The sequence below is a fragment of the Limnohabitans sp. 2KL-1 genome (genome assembly GCF_003063435.1).
Classification (GTDB): domain Bacteria; phylum Pseudomonadota; class Gammaproteobacteria; order Burkholderiales; family Burkholderiaceae_C; genus Limnohabitans_A.
The window spans coordinates 276,043-295,254 of the sequence record NZ_NESL01000001.1; the positions used below are offsets into that span (position 1 = coordinate 276,043).

General features: G+C 63.4%; 20 protein-coding genes. 8 read left to right on the forward strand and 12 right to left on the reverse strand.

Features of this window, described 5'->3' with window-relative positions; translation table 11 throughout:
- The first annotated feature begins 13 nt into the window (after window positions 1-13).
- The 5 genes from B9Z47_RS01285 (at window position 14) to B9Z47_RS01300 (ending at window position 4,698) form a co-directional block, all read left to right on the forward strand.
- Entirely contained in the window at window positions 14-1,162 is a 1,149-nt protein-coding gene (locus B9Z47_RS01285) for an HlyD family efflux transporter periplasmic adaptor subunit (protein WP_108330018.1), read from the forward strand.
- A 12-nt stretch (window positions 1,163-1,174) separates the two neighbouring features.
- Window positions 1,175-2,722 (forward strand): DHA2 family efflux MFS transporter permease subunit, encoded by a 1,548-nt coding sequence (locus B9Z47_RS01290; protein ID WP_233253603.1) that lies wholly within the window; start codon window positions 1,175-1,177, stop codon window positions 2,720-2,722.
- On the forward strand, window positions 2,712-2,852 hold the full coding sequence (locus B9Z47_RS18510) for a hypothetical protein (protein WP_158271597.1): 141 nt from the start codon (window positions 2,712-2,714) through the stop codon (window positions 2,850-2,852). The genes B9Z47_RS01290 and B9Z47_RS18510 overlap by 11 nt, the downstream gene beginning before the upstream one ends.
- A gap of 137 nt (window positions 2,853-2,989) precedes the next feature.
- Entirely contained in the window at window positions 2,990-4,438 is a 1,449-nt protein-coding gene (locus tag B9Z47_RS01295; RefSeq protein WP_108329457.1) for a permease, read from the forward strand.
- Window positions 4,439-4,461: 23 nt separating this feature from the next.
- Window positions 4,462-4,698: a thioredoxin family protein gene (locus B9Z47_RS01300; RefSeq protein WP_108329458.1), complete on the forward strand. Its 237-nt coding sequence runs from the start codon at window positions 4,462-4,464 to the stop codon at window positions 4,696-4,698.
- 169 nt (window positions 4,699-4,867) lie between these two features.
- On the opposite strand, the gene B9Z47_RS01305 is transcribed toward B9Z47_RS01300, so the two are convergent.
- From B9Z47_RS01305 to B9Z47_RS01320, 4 genes are all read right to left on the reverse strand, one after another.
- On the reverse strand, window positions 4,868-5,812 hold the full coding sequence (locus tag B9Z47_RS01305) for a nucleotidyl transferase AbiEii/AbiGii toxin family protein (RefSeq protein WP_108329459.1): 945 nt from the start codon (window positions 5,810-5,812) through the stop codon (window positions 4,868-4,870).
- The gene (locus tag B9Z47_RS01310) at window positions 5,805-6,416 is read right to left on the reverse strand and encodes a hypothetical protein (RefSeq protein WP_199226233.1); all 612 of its coding nucleotides are present in this window, start codon (window positions 6,414-6,416) and stop codon (window positions 5,805-5,807) included. The genes B9Z47_RS01305 and B9Z47_RS01310 overlap by 8 nt, the downstream gene beginning before the upstream one ends.
- 273 nt (window positions 6,417-6,689) lie before the next feature.
- Window positions 6,690-7,847: a hypothetical protein gene (locus tag B9Z47_RS01315; RefSeq protein WP_108329460.1), complete on the reverse strand. Its 1,158-nt coding sequence runs from the start codon at window positions 7,845-7,847 to the stop codon at window positions 6,690-6,692.
- Window positions 7,848-7,871: 24 nt separating this feature from the next.
- The gene (locus B9Z47_RS01320; RefSeq protein WP_108329461.1) at window positions 7,872-8,855 is read right to left on the reverse strand and encodes a tripartite tricarboxylate transporter substrate binding protein; all 984 of its coding nucleotides are present in this window, start codon (window positions 8,853-8,855) and stop codon (window positions 7,872-7,874) included.
- 99 nt (window positions 8,856-8,954) lie between these two features.
- Here B9Z47_RS01320 and B9Z47_RS01325 point away from each other — a divergent pair, with 99 nt between their 5' ends.
- Window positions 8,955-9,647 carry a GntR family transcriptional regulator gene (locus B9Z47_RS01325; RefSeq protein ID WP_108329462.1) on the forward strand — a complete coding sequence of 231 codons (693 nt, stop codon included), beginning with the start codon at window positions 8,955-8,957 and terminating at the stop codon, window positions 9,645-9,647.
- A 56-nt stretch (window positions 9,648-9,703) separates the two neighbouring features.
- Here the strand turns inward: B9Z47_RS01325 and B9Z47_RS01330 are convergent, their stop codons facing one another.
- From B9Z47_RS01330 to B9Z47_RS01365, 8 genes are all read right to left on the reverse strand, one after another.
- A complete protein-coding gene (locus B9Z47_RS01330) occupies window positions 9,704-10,915 on the reverse strand; it encodes an MFS transporter (protein ID WP_108329463.1) in 1,212 nt (403 codons plus the stop codon).
- Window positions 10,916-10,981: 66 nt separating this feature from the next.
- Window positions 10,982-11,902, reverse strand: coding sequence for a ribokinase (locus B9Z47_RS01335; RefSeq protein ID WP_108329464.1), 921 nt, complete (start codon window positions 11,900-11,902; stop codon window positions 10,982-10,984).
- Window positions 11,902-13,209, reverse strand: a complete 1,308-nt coding sequence (locus tag B9Z47_RS01340) for a TRAP transporter large permease (protein WP_108329465.1) — start codon at window positions 13,207-13,209, stop codon at window positions 11,902-11,904. The genes B9Z47_RS01335 and B9Z47_RS01340 overlap by 1 nt, the downstream gene beginning before the upstream one ends.
- Window positions 13,206-13,685, reverse strand: coding sequence for a TRAP transporter small permease (locus tag B9Z47_RS01345; protein WP_108329466.1), 480 nt, complete (start codon window positions 13,683-13,685; stop codon window positions 13,206-13,208). Before B9Z47_RS01345 ends, B9Z47_RS01340 begins: the two co-directional genes overlap by 4 nt.
- A 2-nt stretch (window positions 13,686-13,687) precedes the next feature.
- Window positions 13,688-14,707, reverse strand: a complete 1,020-nt coding sequence (locus B9Z47_RS01350) for a sialic acid TRAP transporter substrate-binding protein SiaP (protein WP_108329467.1) — start codon at window positions 14,705-14,707, stop codon at window positions 13,688-13,690.
- Between the two features lie 45 nt (window positions 14,708-14,752).
- The gene (locus B9Z47_RS01355) at window positions 14,753-15,688 is read right to left on the reverse strand and encodes a dihydrodipicolinate synthase family protein (RefSeq protein ID WP_233253604.1); all 936 of its coding nucleotides are present in this window, start codon (window positions 15,686-15,688) and stop codon (window positions 14,753-14,755) included.
- A 56-nt stretch (window positions 15,689-15,744) separates the two neighbouring features.
- Entirely contained in the window at window positions 15,745-16,464 is a 720-nt protein-coding gene (locus tag B9Z47_RS01360; RefSeq protein ID WP_108329468.1) for a GntR family transcriptional regulator, read from the reverse strand.
- A 9-nt stretch (window positions 16,465-16,473) separates the two neighbouring features.
- Window positions 16,474-16,914 carry an RbsD/FucU family protein gene (locus B9Z47_RS01365; RefSeq protein ID WP_108329469.1) on the reverse strand — a complete coding sequence of 147 codons (441 nt, stop codon included), beginning with the start codon at window positions 16,912-16,914 and terminating at the stop codon, window positions 16,474-16,476.
- A 115-nt stretch (window positions 16,915-17,029) separates the two neighbouring features.
- Here B9Z47_RS01365 and B9Z47_RS01370 point away from each other — a divergent pair, with 115 nt between their 5' ends.
- Window positions 17,030-18,076, forward strand: a complete 1,047-nt coding sequence (locus tag B9Z47_RS01370) for an aldo/keto reductase (protein WP_233253605.1) — start codon at window positions 17,030-17,032, stop codon at window positions 18,074-18,076.
- Entirely contained in the window at window positions 18,073-18,903 is an 831-nt protein-coding gene (locus B9Z47_RS01375) for an amidohydrolase (RefSeq protein ID WP_108329470.1), read from the forward strand. Before B9Z47_RS01370 ends, B9Z47_RS01375 begins: the two co-directional genes overlap by 4 nt.
- The last annotated feature ends 309 nt before the right edge of the window (window positions 18,904-19,212 follow it).

Sequence of the window (19,212 nt, forward strand, 5' to 3'; positions counted from 1 at the left end):
GAAGGATTTTCAAATGACAGAGCACCACAAAACCCCCATCGCCGCCGAGATCGCAGACACCCAACTCAAGCGCCGCCGCAACCAACGCCTGGCCGCGCTCGGGGGTGTCGTGGTCCTGGGCGCCGTGGGCGTGACAGCCTATTGGGCCTTGTACGCCTCGCACTTTGTGTCCACCGACAACGCCTATGCCGCTGTCGAAGTGGCCGCCATCACGCCCGCTGTGGGCGGTACCGTGGCCGAGGTGCCCGCCAAAGACACCCAGACCGTTAAAAAAGGCGATGTGCTGGTGCAGATTGACCGCACCGATGCGCGGCTGGCGCTGGCCCAAGCCGAGGCCGAACTCAGCCGTGCCACGCGCCGCGTGCAAAGTCTGGTGGCCACCGATGCCAGCCTGAGCGCGCAAGTGGCCGCACGCGAAGCCGACGGCCAGCGGGCCAGCGCCCAACTGGCCGCCGCGCAGGCCGATCTGACGCGCGCGCAGGTGGACCTGCAGCGGCGACAAGCACTGGTGACCTCCGGCGCGGTGACGGGCGAAGAGCTGACCCGCGCCCAAAACGCCTTCGAAGCCGCCACCGCCCAGCTGGCCGCAGCCAAGGCCGGTGCCGCCCAGGCCAGCGCCCACCTGAAAGCAGCCACGGCCGCCAAAGAAGCCAACACCGCGCTGATCGCAGGCACCACGCTGGAGAACCACCCCGACGTGGCGGCAGCGCGTGCCCGGCTGGACCAGGCCAAGGTCGATCTGGAGCGCACCACGGTGCGCGCCCCCGTGGACGGCGTGGTGGCACGCCGCCAGGTGCAGGTGGGCCAGCGCGTGCAAATAGGCATGCCGCTGATGGCCGTGGTGCCGGTCAGCGACATGTACGTCGATGCCAACTTCAAGGAAGTGCAGCTGGCCAAGGTCAAGGTCGGCCAAAGCGTGAAGCTGCACGCCGACCTGTACGGCAAGGACGTGACTTACACCGGCGTGGTGGCAGGGTTTTCGGGCGGCTCCGGCTCGGCTTTTGCTGCCATTCCGGCGCAAAACGCCACCGGCAACTGGATCAAGGTGGTGCAGCGCCTGCCAGTGCGCATCCAGTTGGACGCACAGCAGCTGCAAAAGCACCCGCTCAAGGTCGGTTTGTCGATGAGCGCCGAAATCGACACCCGCGGCGGTCAACAGTAAGCGGGGCGCAGCATGAACCCCACCAATCCAGCGTCGGCCCCGCCAGGGCCGGACGCGCCGCTCACCGGCGGCATGCTCTGGGTCGCCGCACTGATGCTGGCGGCCGCCAACTTCATCGCCGTGCTCAACATGACGATCGCCAACGTCGCGGTGCCCAACATCGCGGGCGCTTTGGGCGCAGCCACCAGCCAGGGCACCTGGGTCATCACGTCCTATGCCGTGGGCGAAGCCATCACTGTGCCGCTGACCGGCTGGCTGTCGGCGCGCTTCGGCTCGGTGCGGGTGTTCGTCAGTTCCATGGTTTTGTTCGGCGTGTTCTCCATCGTCTGCGGCCTGGCCCCCTCGCTGGGCATCTTGGTGGTGGCGCGGGTGTTTCAGGGCCTGTGCGGCGGTCCGCTCATGCCGCTGTCGCAAACGCTGTTGATGCGCATCTTCCCCAAAGAGAAAGCGGCGGCGGCGATTGGCCTGTGGTCCATGACCACGCTGGTGGCCCCGGTGGCGGGCCCCATTTTGGGCGGCTGGCTGTGCGACGAGTTCAGCTGGTCGTGGGTGTTTTTGCTCAACGCACCCATTGCGATCGGCTTTGGCCTGTATGCCTGGAAGCTTCTCAAGCGCTACCAGGCGCTGGGCGAGCGCAGCCGCATCGATTTGGTGGGCCTGGTGCTGCTGGTGGTCTGGGTGGCGGCTTTGCAGCTGATGCTGGACGAAGGCAAAAACCTCGACTGGTTTGCGTCAACGCAAATCACGGCGCTGGCCTTGATCGCGGCCATTGGCTTTGCGGCCTTTTTGATCTGGGAGCTGCACGAGCCCAACCCCATCGTGGACCTGCGCGTGTTCCGCCATCGGGGTTTTTCGGTGAGCGTGCTGACCATCAGCCTGGCTTTTGCCTGCTTCTTCGGGGTGAGCGTGCTCACGCCGCTGTGGCTGCAAAGCTTCATGGGCTACACCGCCACCACGGCCGGGCTGGCCACGGCCTGGACGGGGGTGACGGCCTTCTTTGTCGCGCCCATGATGGCCAGCAGCAAGAAAGACCCGCGCCTCTTGGTGTTCATCGGCGTGGTCTGGCTGGGCTTGGTCACGCTGTGGCGCACCGTGGCCAACACCGACATGGGCTTTTGGGACGTGGCGGTGCCGCTGATGGTGATGGGTTTCGCGCTGCCGTTTTTCTTCATCCCGTCCACCGGCATTGCGCTGGCCAGCGTCGAAGAGCGCGAGATGGATTCGGCCGCTGGCCTGATGAATTTCTTGCGCACCCTGTCGGGCGCGTTCGCCACCTCGGCCGTGACCACCGTCTGGAGCGATCAGGCCACCCGCAACCATGCCGAACTGGTGGGCCTGGCCGACCGCGACCACAGCCTGCACCAGCAACTGACCGCCAGCGGTGCCACACCCGAAGCCGCACACGAAGTGCTGGACTACCTGGTCACCTCGCAAAGCGTGATGCTGTCCACCAACCAGATCATGACGGTGATCGGCGTGCTGTTTTTGCTGGCCGCCGCGGTCATCTGGCTGGCTCCCAAGCCCGGTCGGGTGATTGAGCCCGGCGCGGGTGGTCACTGAACTTCTTTCTTTCAAGGACCTGGATGCGGCGGTGCAGCAGGCGCGCACGGCCGGTGTGGACAGCCAAGCCGAGGCGCGCACCGGCAACCTGCCCTATGCGCTGATCATTGCGGCGGCGCAAGCCATGTGATCGAAGAGGACGAGTGAGCTTGCGCGCAATTGATCTGAATCAATCCAGTCCTGCGGCCATGGGTTGAAGATGACCTTTGGTGAACGTTGAGGAGCCGTGCGTTACGGCCTCCTTGTGTTGACCGTTGGAGGTCTGATGTGGATTTTTTGGGCGTGATTTTGCAAAGCGGCCTGGCCAGTCTGGTGTCGTACCTGGCGGCCCATGTCCTGCTTTGCCTCGTGCCCGCTTTCTTTGTCGCGGGTGCACTCTCGGCCCTGGTGCCGCAGGCATCGGTGGTGCGTTTTCTCGGGCCCGGCGCGTCCAAGTGGGTGGCCTACCCGGCCGCAGCGGGTGCCGGAAGCCTGCTGGCCGTGTGCTCTTGCACGGTGCAGCCCTTGTTTGCTGGCATCTACAAGCAAGGCGCGGGTCTGGGACCCGCCATGACGTTCATGTTCTTTGCGCCGGCGGCCAACATCTTGGCCCTGTCGTACACCGGCGTAGCGCTGGGTGGGGAGTTTGCCTTCGCCCGGTTGGTCCTTTCGCTGGTCTTTGGGGTGGGCATCGGCATGATCATGGCCGTGCTGTTCCACCGCGACGACATGGCGCGAACCGCTCAGACCGCAGCGTTTCAGGACAGCGTCGGCATCAGCCGCCAGACCCTTGTTTTTCTGCTGGCGCTGATCGCGCTGCTGATCGGCGGAACACTCAAGCTCAGCCCCCTCACCGCACAGCTTTGGAGTGTCGACTTGGCCTGGCCTTGGGCGCCGCAGGCACAGGCCACGCTGGACCGCTGGCTTCCGGTGGACGAGCTTCGTGGTGAAGAAGGCTTGAGCCTGCAAGGCAGCGTGCTCATTGGCTTGCTGGGGCTCATGGCGATGACATCGATCAGGGGTTTGGGCAAAGTGGACGAAGGCTTCAACAAGCTCACATGGGCCAGTCTGGGCCTCATCGCACTGACGCTGGTATTTGCCGCCGTCGGCATTCGCGCAACGCCTGAAGGCGTGCATGTGGCGCTGACGGGCCGCACCTTGGCGGTGGCGGCCCTGCTGGCCACCCTGGTGCCACTGGCGCGCCGTTTCGATGCCTGGGACATGCAGCAGTGGCTTTGGGAGACCTGGCGCTTCGTCAAGCAGATTTTTCCGCTGCTGGTGGCTGGCGTGTTCGTCGTGGGCATCATCCGCGTCTTTATCCAGCCCGCATGGGTGCAGGCCGTGGCCGGACACAACACGCTGCTGGGCAACATGGCCGGTGTGGTGTTTGGCGTCTTCATGTACTTTCCCACACTGGTCGAGGTGCCCGTGGCCAAGATGCTGCTGTCGCTGGGCATGCACCCCGGCCCCTTGCTGGCTTACATCATGGCGGACCCGGAACTTTCACTGCAGAGCATGCTGATCACGGCCTCGATCATTGGTCGGCGCAAGACGGCCACCTATGTGGCGCTGGTGGCAGTGTTTGCGACAGCGGCAGGTTTGGCCTATGGTGCCTGGTCCGATGGACGCCCCGTTTGGCAAATTGTGCTGTCCGTGGCGGCGCTGGGCTTGGCGCTGCTGGCGAGTGTGCACATGCTGGCTCGGCGGCAGCTGCAAGAACCTGTCGGCACGGCCTGAACTTCAACGTCAAGGAGCCCTGTATGGACATCAAAATTTTGGGAACCGGTTGCGCCCGGTGCCAGCGCCTGGAGCAACTCACCCGCGATGCGGCTGCAGCCCAAGGCGTATCGATAGAAGTAGAGCATGTGCGGGAGCCCGCCGAGATCATGAAATACCCCGTGGTCGGCACGCCTGCCTTGGTGGTCAATGGCGAGGTGAAGGCGGCCGGGCGCATCCCTTCTCCCAGCGAACTGGCGGGCTGGCTCAGACCGCAGTGACGAGCCGCACGGGCGGTGATCGATGGCGTTGGCTAATTTGTGCAGGGGGTAGACCGCGCGGTGCACATCGACCGGTCTACAACCCACAGAAGTCACAGATCAAGGGGCAGCTTGCAATGAACCCGGAGAATGACTGCTTGCGACCTGGTGCCCATCCCAAGTTCGAGAGTTACATCGAATTCAGATGCGCCTTAATCCTGGCAAGCAGTTGGTCAAATTCAGGCTGACCTCGGTAGTAAAGTGCAGATGATTTGCGGTATTCCCGTGCGAAGAGGTCTCGCTGCACAGGATCACTCAGGCTGAATGCAGGATTCTTGGCAATGACCAACTCATCACCGGACCGGAAGCGCTGAACCTTGCGTGCTTTGTATGCGGTCGTCTGCATGAACGCTTGCACCTCCTGAAGACCAAGGAGGCAGTACACGTCGTAATAGTGCCGAAGGAAATTGGCGGGGAAGGCCTTGGCCTCGGCCAGCCGCCTGTACTTGGTCGAGATGGTCTGGAGTTTTTCAACGAAGGTGTGCGTGGGCGCATAACAAGGCACATCCACAGCGCGGTTATCTAAGACCTGAACACCTCGATCCCGGGCAAACTCCAAAGCCCACGAAGAAATGGTCACAGCGCGATTGGGCGCCGTGTCATCAAACCCCAGCTCCAGCAAGATGCCATCTTTCACGCCGGACAAGGTGGTCGTGCGCGGGGCATAGTTCAGGCGAATGCCTGCGCTGCGCATCTTGTCATCATCAAAGAAAGTGTCCCGCTCTACGCTGTCGACGCCAGGAATACGGATGCGTTTGGCCAGTTCGTCGTAAAAGGCCAGCCGCGATGCGATGTGTGCCGGCTTGTCCTGGTTGCGACCGGTTTTCACGTCCAAGTCCTCCGGTGGCTCGATGCGGATGTCAATGTCCTCCGAAAACCGATGAATCACGCCAAAGCCTTTGGACAAGGACGTGCCACCTTTGAGCTCGAACACAAAGCCCTGAGCCTGAAGGCCCCACAGGCCATGCATGATCCAGTAGTCTTTTTCGACCAACATGGGATCAAGCCCCCGCTCGTTGGCCACGACCGCAAGCAATTGGTCGAAGTCGCGCCGGTCGTGAAGAAATTCAAGCACCCATCCACTCCCGAAAGCGTTTGCGTGTGGCCATGTTGCCGTAGCTTTGGACAGCCTCTTGCAAGCGCTTGAGATCAAAGGAGGACAACTTGCTGCGTGCCTGGCTGAGCACCACATCGCGGTCTTCGGCCAGTTCGTCCAGGTTGTTGAGCAAATCCACGTAGAGGAACTCTCGGCTCAGCTTTTTGGGAAAGCGTGGTTTCACCCGGAAGTCAAACTGTCGGTTTCCCAGTTGGAAGACACCATGGCGCTTGTGGTTGTAGACCAGGGTGCGGTTGTAGAGCTGGGTGGTGCCCAGGCCAACTGCGTTGTAAGACGAGGGCGAGAACACCAGAAATTCCTTGTCCCGCAGAAAGCCTTTCACCACCTGATCGTCGGCAGGCGGGAGTGGACCAAAGCTGGATTGTTTGGGTGCGTGGTAAAGCCCTTGGGCCAGTTTTTGAAGCTTGCCCATGGCCATCAGTTCGCGCAGATGCCGATCAATGGCATTGCTCAGAAAAGCCAAATCTTCGCGCCGGTAGACGTGGCCCGCGCGCAAGCCTGCCGCCAGGTGCGCAGTGGCACCCTTCAAAGACGGGTTATGCATGGAAGCAGCAGCGGGCATGAATGTTTCTTCATTGAATTTTCATGCATTTTAGTAAAATATTCCAAGATGCACACTGCAACGCCTCATGGCTGGTGCCATGCTTGGACTCCATGCAAGCGTCAGAGTGCGTCGCTGCGGGGTTTGATCCGAGTGGCATCTAACGCCGCCATTCCTGAACGACCGCTTGGCTGAGCTAGCATTTACCGCAACGGCTCACAAGCCGAAACTCCCCCACCCGCGCAAAACCGCTACCCTGGGCCATCAAACCATGCGCGCGTGGGTCATCAGACCTCAATAAACCGTGGTTTCCAGCAGTTCCAGCGGGTCGCCGTAGTGTTGGGCCATGGCCACCACTTCGGGGTCACGCAGGGCACACAAAAAACCCTTGTCGATGAGCATCTGGTCACCTGCTGTGACGGTGGCGTCCAGGGTGACCAGGTCGACGTGAATCGGGGGTTCTTCCCAGTCGGGCATGGTGCGTCGGATGTAGTCGGCCGGTTTGACCAAATCAATCCCGAAGTGCAAGGCCCCCGGTGCGTTGGAGCCTGCCGGGTAGATGGTGTGGCGCGGTGCCTTGGGGTTGAAGCCGCAGCCGCCGCCTTCGATCATGCGCCCACCGATCAGCATGTCCCGCAGCAGCCGGGCGTCATCGGATTCACCGGTCACCTGGCTGATGTATTCACCGTCAAAGAACACGCCAATGCGTTCCTTGAACGGCTGGGCAAAACCCACGGCCCATTGGGGGTAGAGCACGCCGCTCATGCGGGTGGGCACCGACATGTCATTTTTGACGGCGTTGTGGTCCCACAGGTTGGGGCCGTGCGATGCCAGGTAATGCACGTAGCAGCCATCTTCCTCCGCTGTCATCTTGCCGCGCCAGCGGTTGGTGCCGAGTTGGTTGTCGCGCATTTCGGGCGTGAAGCCGATGCGGAAATCGCTGCCGCGCTCGTCGGTGAAATGCAGGTCGAAGGGTGTGCCTTGGGGATAGCGCCGTGCCGTGGCCCGGGTGATCTCGCCCACCAGGTCAATCGGAAAGCGCGCTTGCGGCGTGTGCAGCAGGTCCAGGTTGCGGAAATAGGTGATCTTGACCCAGCGCTGGCCCTTTTTGCGCAAGGCCAGGCAAAAGGGGTCGAACACCGAGCAAAACCAGGTCGATACCACGAAGCTGGCCCGCTCCAGGATGGGTTTGACCGCATCGGGAATTTCCGTCACGCGCGAACTGGGCTCCATGTAGACGCGCACTGTGGCCCCGAGTGCCTTGGCATGGCCGTGCACGGCGTCAATGACCCGGGTGTCCAGCAAGGGGTCGGCCAGCACCAGCACTTCGTCACCAGCGCGAAAGGCGAAGGTGCGCGTGAAGTTGTCCAGCGCTTGGTAAAAATGCTTGGTGTCGGTGATGGCCGGTGCCAGCGGGATCGGCAAACCGGCGTAGTGGTTCAATTCAGTCATGGTGCAAATCGGGTCAAAGCGGTGTCAATCGATGGCGGCGCCGGAGCGTTTCACGGCCATGCCCCAGCGCTCCATTTCACTGCCGATGAATCGGCCCAGTTCTGCACTGGAGCTGGGATAAACCTCGCTGCCACGGCTGGCGAGTTGCTTGCGCAGTTCAGGATCGTTCAGGGCTTTGTTGATGGCGGTGTTGAGCTTTTCCACAATGGCCGTGGGGGTGCCCGCAGGGGCGAACACCGCATCCCAGGCCGAGACCTGAAAGCCTTCCAGACCGGACTCCATCAGGGTGGGGACGCTGGGAAAGCTGCCCAGTCGCTGTGCAGACGTTACCGCCAGCGCCTTGACGCGTTCACCGCGCACCTGGGGGGCTGTGTTGGGCATCACGTCGATCATGAAGTCAACGCGACCGCCAATCAGATCAACCATGGCCGGGGCACCGCCCTTGTAGGGCACATGCACCGCATCCACCCCGGCCTGGGCTTTGAACATCTCTCCCGTCAGGTGCGAGGTGGTGCCGTTGCCCGCTGACGCAAACGAATGGCTGCCGGGCTTGGCCTTGAGCAGTTTGACCAGTTCCGCCACATTGGTGGCGGCCAGGCCGGGCCGCACCACCAGCATGGCGGGAATGCTGCTCAGGCGGCCGACCGGTTCAAAGTCCTTGCGGGGATTGAAGCCCGCGTTTTTGTACAGCGCGTGGTTGATGCCGTGGGTGCCATTGGTGCCGTACAGCAAGGTGTAGCCGTCGGGGTTGGCCCGCGCCACGTTCATGGCCCCCACATTCCCGCCCGCACCGGCCACGTTGTCAAAGACAAAGGCCTGGCCGAGTTCCTGCGAAACCCGCGTCAGGATCAGCCGGGCCTGATTGTCCCCACCGCCGCCCGCCACGAACGGGACCACCACCCGGATGGCTTTGGTGGGGTAAGCGTCGGTGCTGTTTTGGGCCCATGCCGTGTTCATGATCGCCAGGCAGGCGATGGCGTGCAGGGCAGTGCGACGTGTGTGCTTCATCGAAGTCTCCTTTGTAATGCATGCAATATTAGGTCAAATACGATAAAAAATCCAATAAAGATAAAATTTGCATGCAAAACGAGGCGCTACACTCGCCGCATGGTCACCCAAATCGACAACGTCGCCAATGAACTTCGCCGCCGGATCGGCTCTGCCTTGTATGCGCCAGGCGAGCGGCTGGTCGAGTTGAATGTGTCGGCAGACCTGGGCGTGTCGCGCACGCCGATCCGGCTGGCCTTTGAAGAACTGACCAAGGAAGGTTTGCTGGAGCGCTTGCCGACCCGGGGTTTTCGCGTCAAGGCCTTCAGCGCCAACGAACTGGCCGATGCCATCGATGTGCGGGGCGTGCTGGAGGGCATGGCGGCACGTTTGGTGGCCGAGCGCCAGCCCAGCGCGGCAGACCGTGACGTCTTGCGGGCCTGCGTTCAGGAGGGGCGTGATTTGTTGCAACAAGCAGCAGGCCAGGCTTTTGAGCTGGATGCACCGCGCTGGGTGGCCATGAACGCACGCTTTCATGCCACCTTGATCTCGGCGTCGGGCAACACGGCTTTGGGCAGTGCCGTCACGGTGATCGCCAAAATGCCGCTGGCCGGTGCGCAGGCGCTGAGCTTGCACGGCATCGCGCCCAAGCTCGAACACGCTTTCATCCAGCGTGCGCAACAAGACCATGAGGACATTGTCAGCGCCATCCTGGCGGGGGAAGGCTCGCGCGCGGAATCATTGATGCGCGAACATGCACGGCGCAGCCGCGACAACAAGCGCATCTTGCTGACCGACGCGTTGCAGCCCTGAGCCGCTGGCACCCTGAGGGCCTGTGTCAGCGCCAGCCCTGTCGTGGCACCCGTTGTTCAGCGTGCCTGACGTTGGGCCAGCCACAAGGCCCCGGTGCCCAAGACGCTGGCGATCAACAGCCACCACAGCGCGAGTGTGTAGCCGTGCTGGGGTGACCACAGCAGGCCCAAGGTCAAAGGCGCAGCCGCACGCGCCAGCGCAATCGGCAGGCCCAGCAGGCCATTGAGCTGGCCCACATGCGCGGCGCTCACGTACTGCGCCATGGCCGTGCCCTTGACGATGGTGTTCATGCCGTTGCCCAGGCCGTACAGCACCACAAACACCAGCGAGGCGACCGGGCTCAGTCCACCGGCCAGCAGCACCAAAACACCCGCCGGGATCAGCAGCGGTATCCACCGGTTGGCGGTGTGCACATCCCAGCGGCGCTCAAACACCAACAGCAGCAGCCGCCCCAGCACCTGAATCACGCCAATGGCTGCGGGCACCGCGATCACCCAGGCGGCAGACAGGCCCGATTCCTGCAGCAGGGCGATCATGTGCGCAGGCAGTGCCGAGGTGACCGACATCATCAGCACCATGAACAAAGCCAGCAGCCAAAACGGGGCACGGCGCAGGTGTGCACGCAGGGGCTCCGGGTGGGCCGGGGTGTGCTGCGACCGGTGCGGGGCCTGGGTGGGCCGCTGCGGGGCACCTTGCAACAACCAGCCGTGCATGGGCAAGCAAACCGCGAACTGCAAGGCGGCCAAAGCCCACAGCGCCTGCCGCCAGCCCCACAGACCCATCCACCAGTCAAACAACGGAATGAACACCGTGCTGGCCAGCCCGCCCAAAAACGTGAGGGTGATGATGGCGCGTCGAAAGTCTTGCCCATAGCGCCGCGTGACGATGGCAAAGGCCGGGTTGTAGAGCGTAGCGGCCATGCCCAGCCCCAGCCAAACCCAGGCGGCATAAAACCCGGCGACCGAGTCCACTTGGCTGTGCCCCAGCAGGCCCAGCCCGATCCAGGCCGAGCCCACGGTCATCACCGTGCGTTCGTGCCCGGCATCGATCCAGCGGCCCACCAGATAGGCCATCAGGCCCTCGGCCAGCAGCGCCAGGCTGAAGGCCAGTGATGACTCGGCGCGGGTCATGCCCAGTTCGGCCTCCAACGGCGTCATGAGCAAGGAGAAGGTGTAAAAAACGCTGCCCCAAGTGATGAGTTGGGGCAAGGACAGCCAGAAGCTGAACGGCCCCAGGGCTTTCGGGGCGGGATGGCGAAACAGACGCATCAAAGCATTATGGCCACGCTGCGGTGTGGATCGAGTGGCGTCCCGCTGGCCCGGCCCCAGGCGGGTTCACTGGGGTGTGCTGGCCCCTTGCAGCCAGTCTTGCACCGCTGCCCGGCTGGGCATGGCGGTCACGGCACCGCTGGCCTGCGTGGACAAGGCGGCCGCCGCATTGGCCCAGGCCAGCGCTTCGGGCCAGGGGGCCTGGCGGGCCAGCGCCGCGGCCAGCGTGCCGGTGAAGGTGTCCCCGGCCCCAATCGTGTCCACCACCTGCATGGGGTGCCCGGGCATGTACAGCGGCTCGGCATCGGCTCGGAACAAAGCGCAGCCGCGCTCACCCAGTGTCACCACCACCGCACCCACACCCCGCTGCAGCAAGCGCTGCGCGGCGGTTTCCACATCCTGAGCGTCGGCCAGCATCAGCAACTCGCCTTCATTAGGCGTGAGCACATCCACCAGCGGCCACAGGTCACCCGGCAAAGGCATGGCCGGAGCCGGGTTCAACAGGGTCAACACGCCGTGACGGCGGGCGATCTCGAACGCCGCCCGTGTGGCCACCAGCGGCACTTCGCAAGAAGCCATCACCACACGCACAGAGGCCAGCATGTCAGCGGCTGCCTGCACATGGGCCGCCGTCAGGCCTGCCCCCGCGCCGGGGTACACGGCAATCGAGTTGTCGCCGTCTTCGTACACCAAAATCAGCGCGGTGCCGTTGGTTTCGCCCTCGCCGCGCACCACATGCTGGCTGTCAATGCCTTCACGGGCCCACAGGTCCAGCCCCATTTGCCCGAAATCGTCGCCGCCAATGCGGGCGATCAGGCCGACCTGTGCGCCCTGGCGCGCAGCGGCAATGGCGGCGTTGCTGCCCTTGCCGCCGGGCAGGCGTTCAAAGGCCTGCGCCATGCGGGTTTGGCCGCGTTCAAGCGGTTGGGGAATGTGGGCGATCAGGTCCACATTCCAGCTGGCCACGCAAACGACATCGACGGCCATCAGGTGGTTCCCGGTGTGCCGTAACCCATGGTCTGCGGCAGCCACAACACGATTTCAGGGAAGATGGTCATGGCCACCAGCAGGCCCAGCAGCATGACCAAAAACAGCCAGCCTTCGCGCATCATGTCGCCAATCGGGATGCCCGTCAGCGCCTTGGTCACGAACAGCAGCATGCCAAATGGCGGGTGGATCAGGCCGATCATCATGTTGAGCACGACCAACACGCCAAAGTGCACCAGGTCCACCCCCAGCAGCTTGGCCGCAGGCAGCAGCATGGGCACAAACACCAGCAGCAACACCGACACATCCAAAAAGCAGCCCAGAATCAAAAACAAGGCATTGACCATGAACAAAAACTGCAGGCGGCTCAGGTGCAGGTTGTCCACCCAGGCGGCCATGGCCTGCGGCACGCCTTCGGCGGTGAAGGCGTAGTTCAGCATGAACGAGCCCGCCAGGATGATGGTGATGACCGCGCTGGACCGGGTCGATTCGAGGACCACACCCCAAAACGCCTTCCAGCTCAGGGCGCGGAACACGAATGCCGCCAACACCAGCGCATGCAGGGCCGCTACGGCAGCGGCTTCTGTGGGGGTGAAGGCCCCCGAATAAATGCCACCCAGCAAGACGATGGGCATGGACAACGGCAAAGCACCCCGGAACAGGATGGCTGGCCATTCCTTGAGCGGGATGGGGTCTTCACGCGGCATGTTGCGCTTGCGGGCGATGTAATGCACCACGCTCATCATCAAGATGGTCATGCACACACCGGGCACCACACCACCCAGAAACAAGGCCCCGACCGAAGCGCCAGAGACCAGCGCATAAATCACCATCGGAATCGACGGCGGAATGATCGGCCCCAGCGTGGCACTGGCCACCACCACCGCACCGGCAAAGCCGGGCGTGTATTCGGGCTTTTTGAGCATTTGCTTGATGGTGACCAGGCCCGGCCCGGCGGCGTCGGCAATGGCACTGCCGCTCATGCCCGAAAAAATCACGCTCACCAGAATGTCCACCTGCGCCAGGCCTCCGCGCATGCGACCCACCAGGATGCGGCAAAAGTCAAAAATGCGCTCGCTCACCGTGCCCGCGTTCATGATGTTGGCCGCGAACACAAACAACGGCACCGCCAGCAGCACATAGCTGTTGTACAGGCCGTTGCTCACCTGTTCGGCCACCAGCCCCAGGTCTTGCCCTTTGACCAGCAGATAAGCCACACCGGCCATGAGCATTGAAAAACCGATCGGCATGCGCAGCAGCATGCCGATCACCACCACGCCCACCAGGGCCCACAAAGCCATCGTCATGTTGGAAGTCCCTGAGCCTCAAGGCCCTGTCCTTTGATCGCTTGCCAGATGCCCAATGCACTGCGCACCACCAGCGCTATCAGCAGCAGCACGAATGGCAAAAACACCCACTGGAACGAAATGTCCAGCACCGGCGACGACTCGCGTGCCATGAAGTGCACATAGTCCCAGCTGGCCGGAATGGCCACCAAGGCCAGCCCACCAATCATGAGGTTGCCCACGATGCGCATGACGCGGCGTGTGCCCACGCTGGCGCTGTTCCACAGCAGGTCAAACACCACCTGTTCGCGCTCGGGCACCATGAAGGCCGCAGCCCACAAGATGGCCCAAAGGTAAAGGATCACGGCCAGTTCGTCCGACCAGGGCAGCGGCTTGTTGAAGCCGAAGCGGGCCGTGATCTGCACCAGAAAGGTCAGGAACAGGCAGAGAAAAATGATGCCGCCGAGCGTGTCGGCGGCTTTTTTGAACCAACGCATGTTCAGCGGGTGTTGTTGATGCGCTCAAGCATGCCGGCGGGCCAGACCTTGGCGTAGTCCGACTTGGCATAGGTGTCCTGCACCGACTTGCGGAAGGCGTCCAGATCGGGCGTGGTCACCTGCAAACCTTGCTGCTTGAAGAAGTCCACGATCTGGCCCTCTTCCTTGATGCGGTTCTCGTTGTTGTACTGGGCGGCGGCTTGCGCAGCGGCCTTGACGTTTTGCTTTTGTGCGGGCGTCAGGGCGTTCCAGGTTTTGTTCGAGATCGCAATGAAGATGCTGTCCACCAGGTGGTTGGTCAGCACCAGTTGTTTGGTCACTTCATAAAACTTGGCGGCACGCACGGTGGGCAGCGGGTTGTCCTGGCCGTCGATGGTGCCGGTTTTCAGGCCCAGATACACCTCGCCAAAAGCCAGTGGTGTGGCGGTGGCGCCCAGGGCTTCACCCAAAAACAACCACTCTTTGGTGCCGGGCATGCGCAGCTTGATGCCTTTGAGGTCGGCTGGCGTCTTCACGTTGCGTGCTTCGCGCAGGTTGACCTGGCGGGTGCCCAGGTAGGCGGTGGACAGCACGGTCACGTCCATTTTTTCAGAGACGGTCTTGAACAGGCCTTCACCGATGGGGCCGTTGAACACCTTTTGCTGGTGGGCCGGGTCGCGCACCACATAACCGGCGGTGAAGATCGAAAACTCGGGCACCAGCTTGGCCATGTCAAAGGCCGAAATCGCCGACAACTCCAGGTTGCCCCGGGCCATGGCGGCCGGCTCGGTGCCCTGCTTGAACAGCGCAGCGTTCAGGTTGATCTGGGTGTCGAACTGGTTGGGCGAGGATTTGTCGAGAGCGTCCTTGAACACAGTCCACATCTTGGCGTGCCAGTCGTCGGGCACGGCGGGGGTGGAAATGCGCATCGGGATTTTGGCTTGCGCCAAGGCTTGCGTGCTCACGCCGAGCATGCTGCCAAGGGCCAGCGCCGAAACGCTGGCGGCCAACAGGCCGCGACGCAGGGTGGATGTGTTTTTCATGCTTGTCTCCTGGAGTGGTGGGTGAAAGGAATGGAAAAAAACGGCTTATTCGCGCGTCGTGTCAATGCTGAACTGCTGCACTTGCTGGGCAAAGGCCGCATGGGCCTCGGGCGTCATGGCCACCAGAGGGGGGCGCACACGCAACCAGCTGGGGTCATTGTGCAACGTCGCCATCACGCTTTTGAGGGCGGGCATCAGCGAATGGGGTTTGAGCAAATCCAAAATGGTTTGCACACGTTGTGCATCGTGGGCCGTGCCGGGGGCGGTGGATTCCAGCACCATGCGGTGCACGATGCGCGGCATGAAGTTGGCCAGTCCGCTGATGGCGCCTGTGCTGCCCATCGGCCCCATGGTGGGCAGATCAGGTTCAAAACCGACGTACACCGTGAGTGGCGGCATGAAAGCTTTGGCCAAGGCCACCGAATGGGCTTGGTCGCAGCTGCTGTCCTTGATGCCCGCGATGATGCCGGGGTAGCGTTGCAGCAATTGCGCAATCACGCCGTGTGACAGGTTCACCCCGATCACCTGGGGGATGTGGTACAGGTACAAACGCCAATCTTGGCGATTCACGCCCTCGATGATCTGGATGTAACCGTTCAGGATGCCTTCGTCGCTGATGCCTTTGAAAAAGAAGGGGGGCAGCACCAGGCAGCCGTGCACGCCCAAGTCCACCGCATGGCGGGTGAGTTCCAGCGTTTCGGTGACAGCGGCGCAGCTGGTGGAGACCATGATGCGCTCGGCGGGCACGCCGTTGGTGATCAGTTGTTCAACCGCCTGCTTGCGCTCTTGCAAGGAGAACGAAGGGCCTTCGCCCGTGGTGCCAAAAATCGTCACACCGCCGCAGCCGGACTGGATCAAGGACAAAGCATGGGCCGCCAGTTTGGGGTGGTCGATGTTCAGTTGCGCATCGAGCGGCGTGAGCATGGCGGGCCAGATGCCCTGAAAGCCATTGCGGCTGTTGGTGAGCGAGGGGGTGGTCAAGAGAACTCCGTGGTGTGGGGTGACGGGGGGGAGGAAAAGGCGTGGGTAGCAGTCGGTCAAGCCGGTGTGGCTGTCAGTTTGTCCTGGCGGCTGGGTGTGGACAGCACGCGGCGGTCTTGCCCCAGCACCCGCTGGTGGGCGCTGTGGATATGAAAGGCGACGTGCTCGGCCACCGCCTGGGGCGCGCGAGATTTGAGCGCGGCAATCAGGTTCAGGTGCTCCTGCATGGCGGGCAGCAACACCTCGGCCGACAAGGTCGAACGCTCCAGGTGGATCAGGCGCACCCGCAGGCTGTTGATGCGGTAGGTCTGCGAAATCAGGTCGTTGCCCAGGGTGTCGATCATGAGGTCGTGCAGGCCCCAGTCCACCGAGGTGGCTTCGGTCAGCAGCTCGTCGGTGATCGGGCCTTGCTCGGCGCGTTGCACGATGTCCAGGTGGGCTTGTTCAATGCTGGCCAAATCGGCATCGCTGACGGACTGCACAAAGTGCAACGCCGCTTCGCGTTCCAGCATGGCGCGCAGCTGAAAGGCGTTGTGGATCAGTTTCAGGTCCACATGCGCGATTTGCAGGCCGCGCTGCGGCACGGTGCGCAGCAGGCCCTCGGCCTCCAGGCGCGGGATCAGCTCGCGCACTGCGCCCAAGGGCATGTCCAGCAGCTGCATCAGTTCGCGCTGCGAGACGAATTGGCCGGGTTGCACGTTGGCCTGCAGGATTTGCTGGCGAAAATTTTCATAAGCGCGGGCGCGCAACGACTGGTGGGTGGATGCGGTGTTCATCTGGCCAGCTCAGTCGGTCGAAATCACGCCCTTGCGCAGCAAGAGGTTGGCGTATTTGCGCAGGTCACCGGTCTGCACCACCAGCCTGGCGCTGCTCGCGTGTTTGTAAAAAGCAAAGCGCTCCAGCACGGCAGGCCCGGCTTCGCCCTGCGCCTGCAGCAGCTGCCTGAACTCGGCCACCGGCGGAGGCACCGCGTGCGCATCGCCCACGACCTCCATCGTCCAGGTGTTGGGCTGGTCAAAGTGGTCCAGCGGCAACACGCTCAAGACCGCCTGCAGCACCTCGGTGGTGCTCAAGCCGGGCAACTGCACCAGCCGGGCACCCGCTTGCTCTGCCACGCGGTCGGCCGGAAAGTTGGCATCCACCAGCGCCACGTCATCGCCATGGCCCAGCTTGGCCAGGCCAAACAGCAGTTCGGGTGTGAGAAGGGGGGAGATGTTTTTCAGCATGACTGACTAACATGTTAGTCGTGAGTCGGTGGACGCAGACCCCGTGATTACCCTTGTTTTGCGACATTTGCCACACCGCTGGTCATGTGGTGCCGGGCTCCGTAACATGCAGGCCATGTCCGACCCTGAACACTCACCTGCCGCCATGAAACCTGCTTTTTTGCCTTGCACCGATGGTGCGCGTCTGGGATTGGGCGGCGCGCCACTGGGCAATCTGTTCCAGCCCCTGAGCGATGCGCAAGCGCGCAGCCTGATCGACACCGCCTGGGCCGATGGCTGCCGCACCTTTGACACCGCGCCGCATTACGGCCACGGCCTGTCCGAGCGCCGCTTGGGCGACGCGCTGCGACCGCACCTGCGCAGCAGCTGGCGGTTGTCGTCCAAGGTGGGGCGTTTGCTCACGCCGCAGAACGACGCGTCCCGCGAGCAGCACGGCTATGTCGACACCCTGCCCTTTGTGCAGCATTGGGATTTGTCGGCCGCTGGCGTGCGCCGCAGCGTCGAAGACAGCCTGCAGCGCCTGGGCCTGGCGCGGCTGGACGCTGTGTACATCCACGACATCGACGCGGCCACGCACGGTGCCAACGCGGCAACGGTGCTGCGCCAGGTGCTGCAAGAGACTTTGCCCGAGCTGGCCCGGCTCAAAGCGCAAGGCTTGCTCAGCCACATCGGCCTGGGCGTGAACGACCACCAAGTCGTCGAACAGGTGCTGCGCCATGCCGATCTGGATGTGCTCATGCTGGCTGGGCGCTACACCTTGCTCGACCAGGCCGCCTTGCCCACGCTCATGCCGCAGTTGATTGCGCGGCGGGTGGCGCTGGCGCTGGGTGGCGTTTTCAACTCCGGCATCCTGGCCAGCCGTGTGATGGCCGACCGCCCCCTGAGCTTCAACTACGCCCCCGCTGCACAGGCCTGGGTGGACAAAGCCCTGGGCATCCAGGCGGTGTGCGACCAGCACGGCGTGAGCTTGCGGGCCGCAGCCTTGCAATTTGCGCTGGCCCACCCGGCCACCCAAGTGGTCATGCTGGGCGTGCGCAGTGCACAGGAATGGCTCGATGCCCGGCAGGCCGAGCGGGAGACCCTCCCCGCTGCGCTGTGGCAACAACTGCGCCACGAAGGCTGGCTGCCCAAAGACGCACCCACCCCGGGCGGTGCCGCATGATCGATGCGCATTTCCATGCTTGGCAACTGGCGCGTGGCGACTACGGCTGGCTCACACCCGAGCTGGCCCCGATTTACCGCGATGTGCAAGTCAGCGACTGGCAAACACACGCCCGGGACTGGGGCATTGCCGGTGGCGTGCTGGTGCAAGCCGCGCCCACAGCCGAAGAAACCGCTTATTTGTTGCAGCAAGCGCAGCGCCATCCCGAGGTGCTGGGCGTGGTGGGCTGGATCGACATGCTCGCTGCCGACGCGCTGGCGCAGGTCGCGCACTGCGCCGCGCTGCCCCTGCTCAAAGGCTTGCGCCCCATGCTGCAAGACCTGGACGACCCCGACTGGATCTTGCAACCTGCCATCCAGCCCGTGCTGGCCGCCATGGCACGGCACGGTTTGGTTTTTGACGCCCTGATCCAGCCCGTGCACCTGCCGCGCATGCTGGCGCTGACGCAGGCCCACCCGGATCTGACGGTGGTGGTGGACCATGGGGCCAAGCCCGTCATCGACCCGCAGGCCCTGCCGCACTGGGCCCAGGCCATGGCGCAGCTGGCCCGCCAGAGCGACCCGGCGCGTGTGGTGTGCAAACTCTCGGGCCTGTGGACCGAGGCCCCAAAGGGGCAACCGGTGCAAGCCGTGCGCCCCTGGTGTGAGGCCCTGTTGGCCATCTGGGGGCCGCAGCGCTTGCTGTGGGGCAGCGACTGGCCCGTGCTGGAGCTGGCCGGTGCCTATGACGCCTGGCGCGAGTTGTCGCTGGAGGTGTTGGCCCCCTTGACTGCGCCCGAACGCCAAGCCGTTCTGGGCGGCAACGCACGGCGCATTTACCAACTCTGACCGCCGATCTCCAGGTGCCCATGCGCTGGGCATGAGCCCTGCGGCCTGGGGCTTGCTGGCTTTGTGATGGCTGGGCCGATCTGCGGGCCGATGTGAGGGCCGATGCCTAGATGCCTGAGCCGATACCTGGGCCTGTTGCGCGTTCCTCCGAACTCTTCCGGGCACTTGCGCGCCCTGTCTCAACAAAGCGCCACGCCTCGGCCTCGCGGGGCAGCTTGCCGCCGTGCTCGGCTTGGGCGAAGCCCAGCCCCGCCTGCGCAGTCACCAAAAGGCCAGTCCATGCGCTGCAGCCCCTGGCCGAGTTAATCG

What these genes read in the sequence shown, in the direction of transcription:
- B9Z47_RS01285 (WP_108330018.1), top strand. Translation starts at nt 14, where the DNA reads ATGACAGAGCACCACAAAACCCCCATCGCCGCCGAGATCGCAGACACC.
- B9Z47_RS01290 (WP_233253603.1), top strand. Translation starts at nt 1,175, where the DNA reads ATGAACCCCACCAATCCAGCGTCGGCCCCGCCAGGGCCGGACGCGCCG.
- B9Z47_RS01300 (WP_108329458.1), top strand. Translation starts at nt 4,462, where the DNA reads ATGGACATCAAAATTTTGGGAACCGGTTGCGCCCGGTGCCAGCGCCTG.
- B9Z47_RS01310 (WP_199226233.1), bottom strand. Translation starts at nt 6,416, where the DNA reads ATGCCCGCTGCTGCTTCCATGCATAACCCGTCTTTGAAGGGTGCCACT.
- B9Z47_RS01315 (WP_108329460.1), bottom strand. Translation starts at nt 7,847, where the DNA reads ATGACTGAATTGAACCACTACGCCGGTTTGCCGATCCCGCTGGCACCG.
- B9Z47_RS01320 (WP_108329461.1), bottom strand. Translation starts at nt 8,855, where the DNA reads ATGAAGCACACACGTCGCACTGCCCTGCACGCCATCGCCTGCCTGGCG.
- B9Z47_RS01325 (WP_108329462.1), top strand. Translation starts at nt 8,955, where the DNA reads ATGGTCACCCAAATCGACAACGTCGCCAATGAACTTCGCCGCCGGATC.
- B9Z47_RS01330 (WP_108329463.1), bottom strand. Translation starts at nt 10,915, where the DNA reads ATGCGTCTGTTTCGCCATCCCGCCCCGAAAGCCCTGGGGCCGTTCAGC.
- B9Z47_RS01335 (WP_108329464.1), bottom strand. Translation starts at nt 11,902, where the DNA reads ATGGCCGTCGATGTCGTTTGCGTGGCCAGCTGGAATGTGGACCTGATC.
- B9Z47_RS01340 (WP_108329465.1), bottom strand. Translation starts at nt 13,209, where the DNA reads ATGACGATGGCTTTGTGGGCCCTGGTGGGCGTGGTGGTGATCGGCATG.
- B9Z47_RS01345 (WP_108329466.1), bottom strand. Translation starts at nt 13,685, where the DNA reads ATGCGTTGGTTCAAAAAAGCCGCCGACACGCTCGGCGGCATCATTTTT.
- B9Z47_RS01350 (WP_108329467.1), bottom strand. Translation starts at nt 14,707, where the DNA reads ATGAAAAACACATCCACCCTGCGTCGCGGCCTGTTGGCCGCCAGCGTT.
- B9Z47_RS01360 (WP_108329468.1), bottom strand. Translation starts at nt 16,464, where the DNA reads ATGAACACCGCATCCACCCACCAGTCGTTGCGCGCCCGCGCTTATGAA.
- B9Z47_RS01365 (WP_108329469.1), bottom strand. Translation starts at nt 16,914, where the DNA reads ATGCTGAAAAACATCTCCCCCCTTCTCACACCCGAACTGCTGTTTGGC.
- B9Z47_RS01370 (WP_233253605.1), top strand. Translation starts at nt 17,030, where the DNA reads ATGTCCGACCCTGAACACTCACCTGCCGCCATGAAACCTGCTTTTTTG.
- B9Z47_RS01375 (WP_108329470.1), top strand. Translation starts at nt 18,073, where the DNA reads ATGATCGATGCGCATTTCCATGCTTGGCAACTGGCGCGTGGCGACTAC.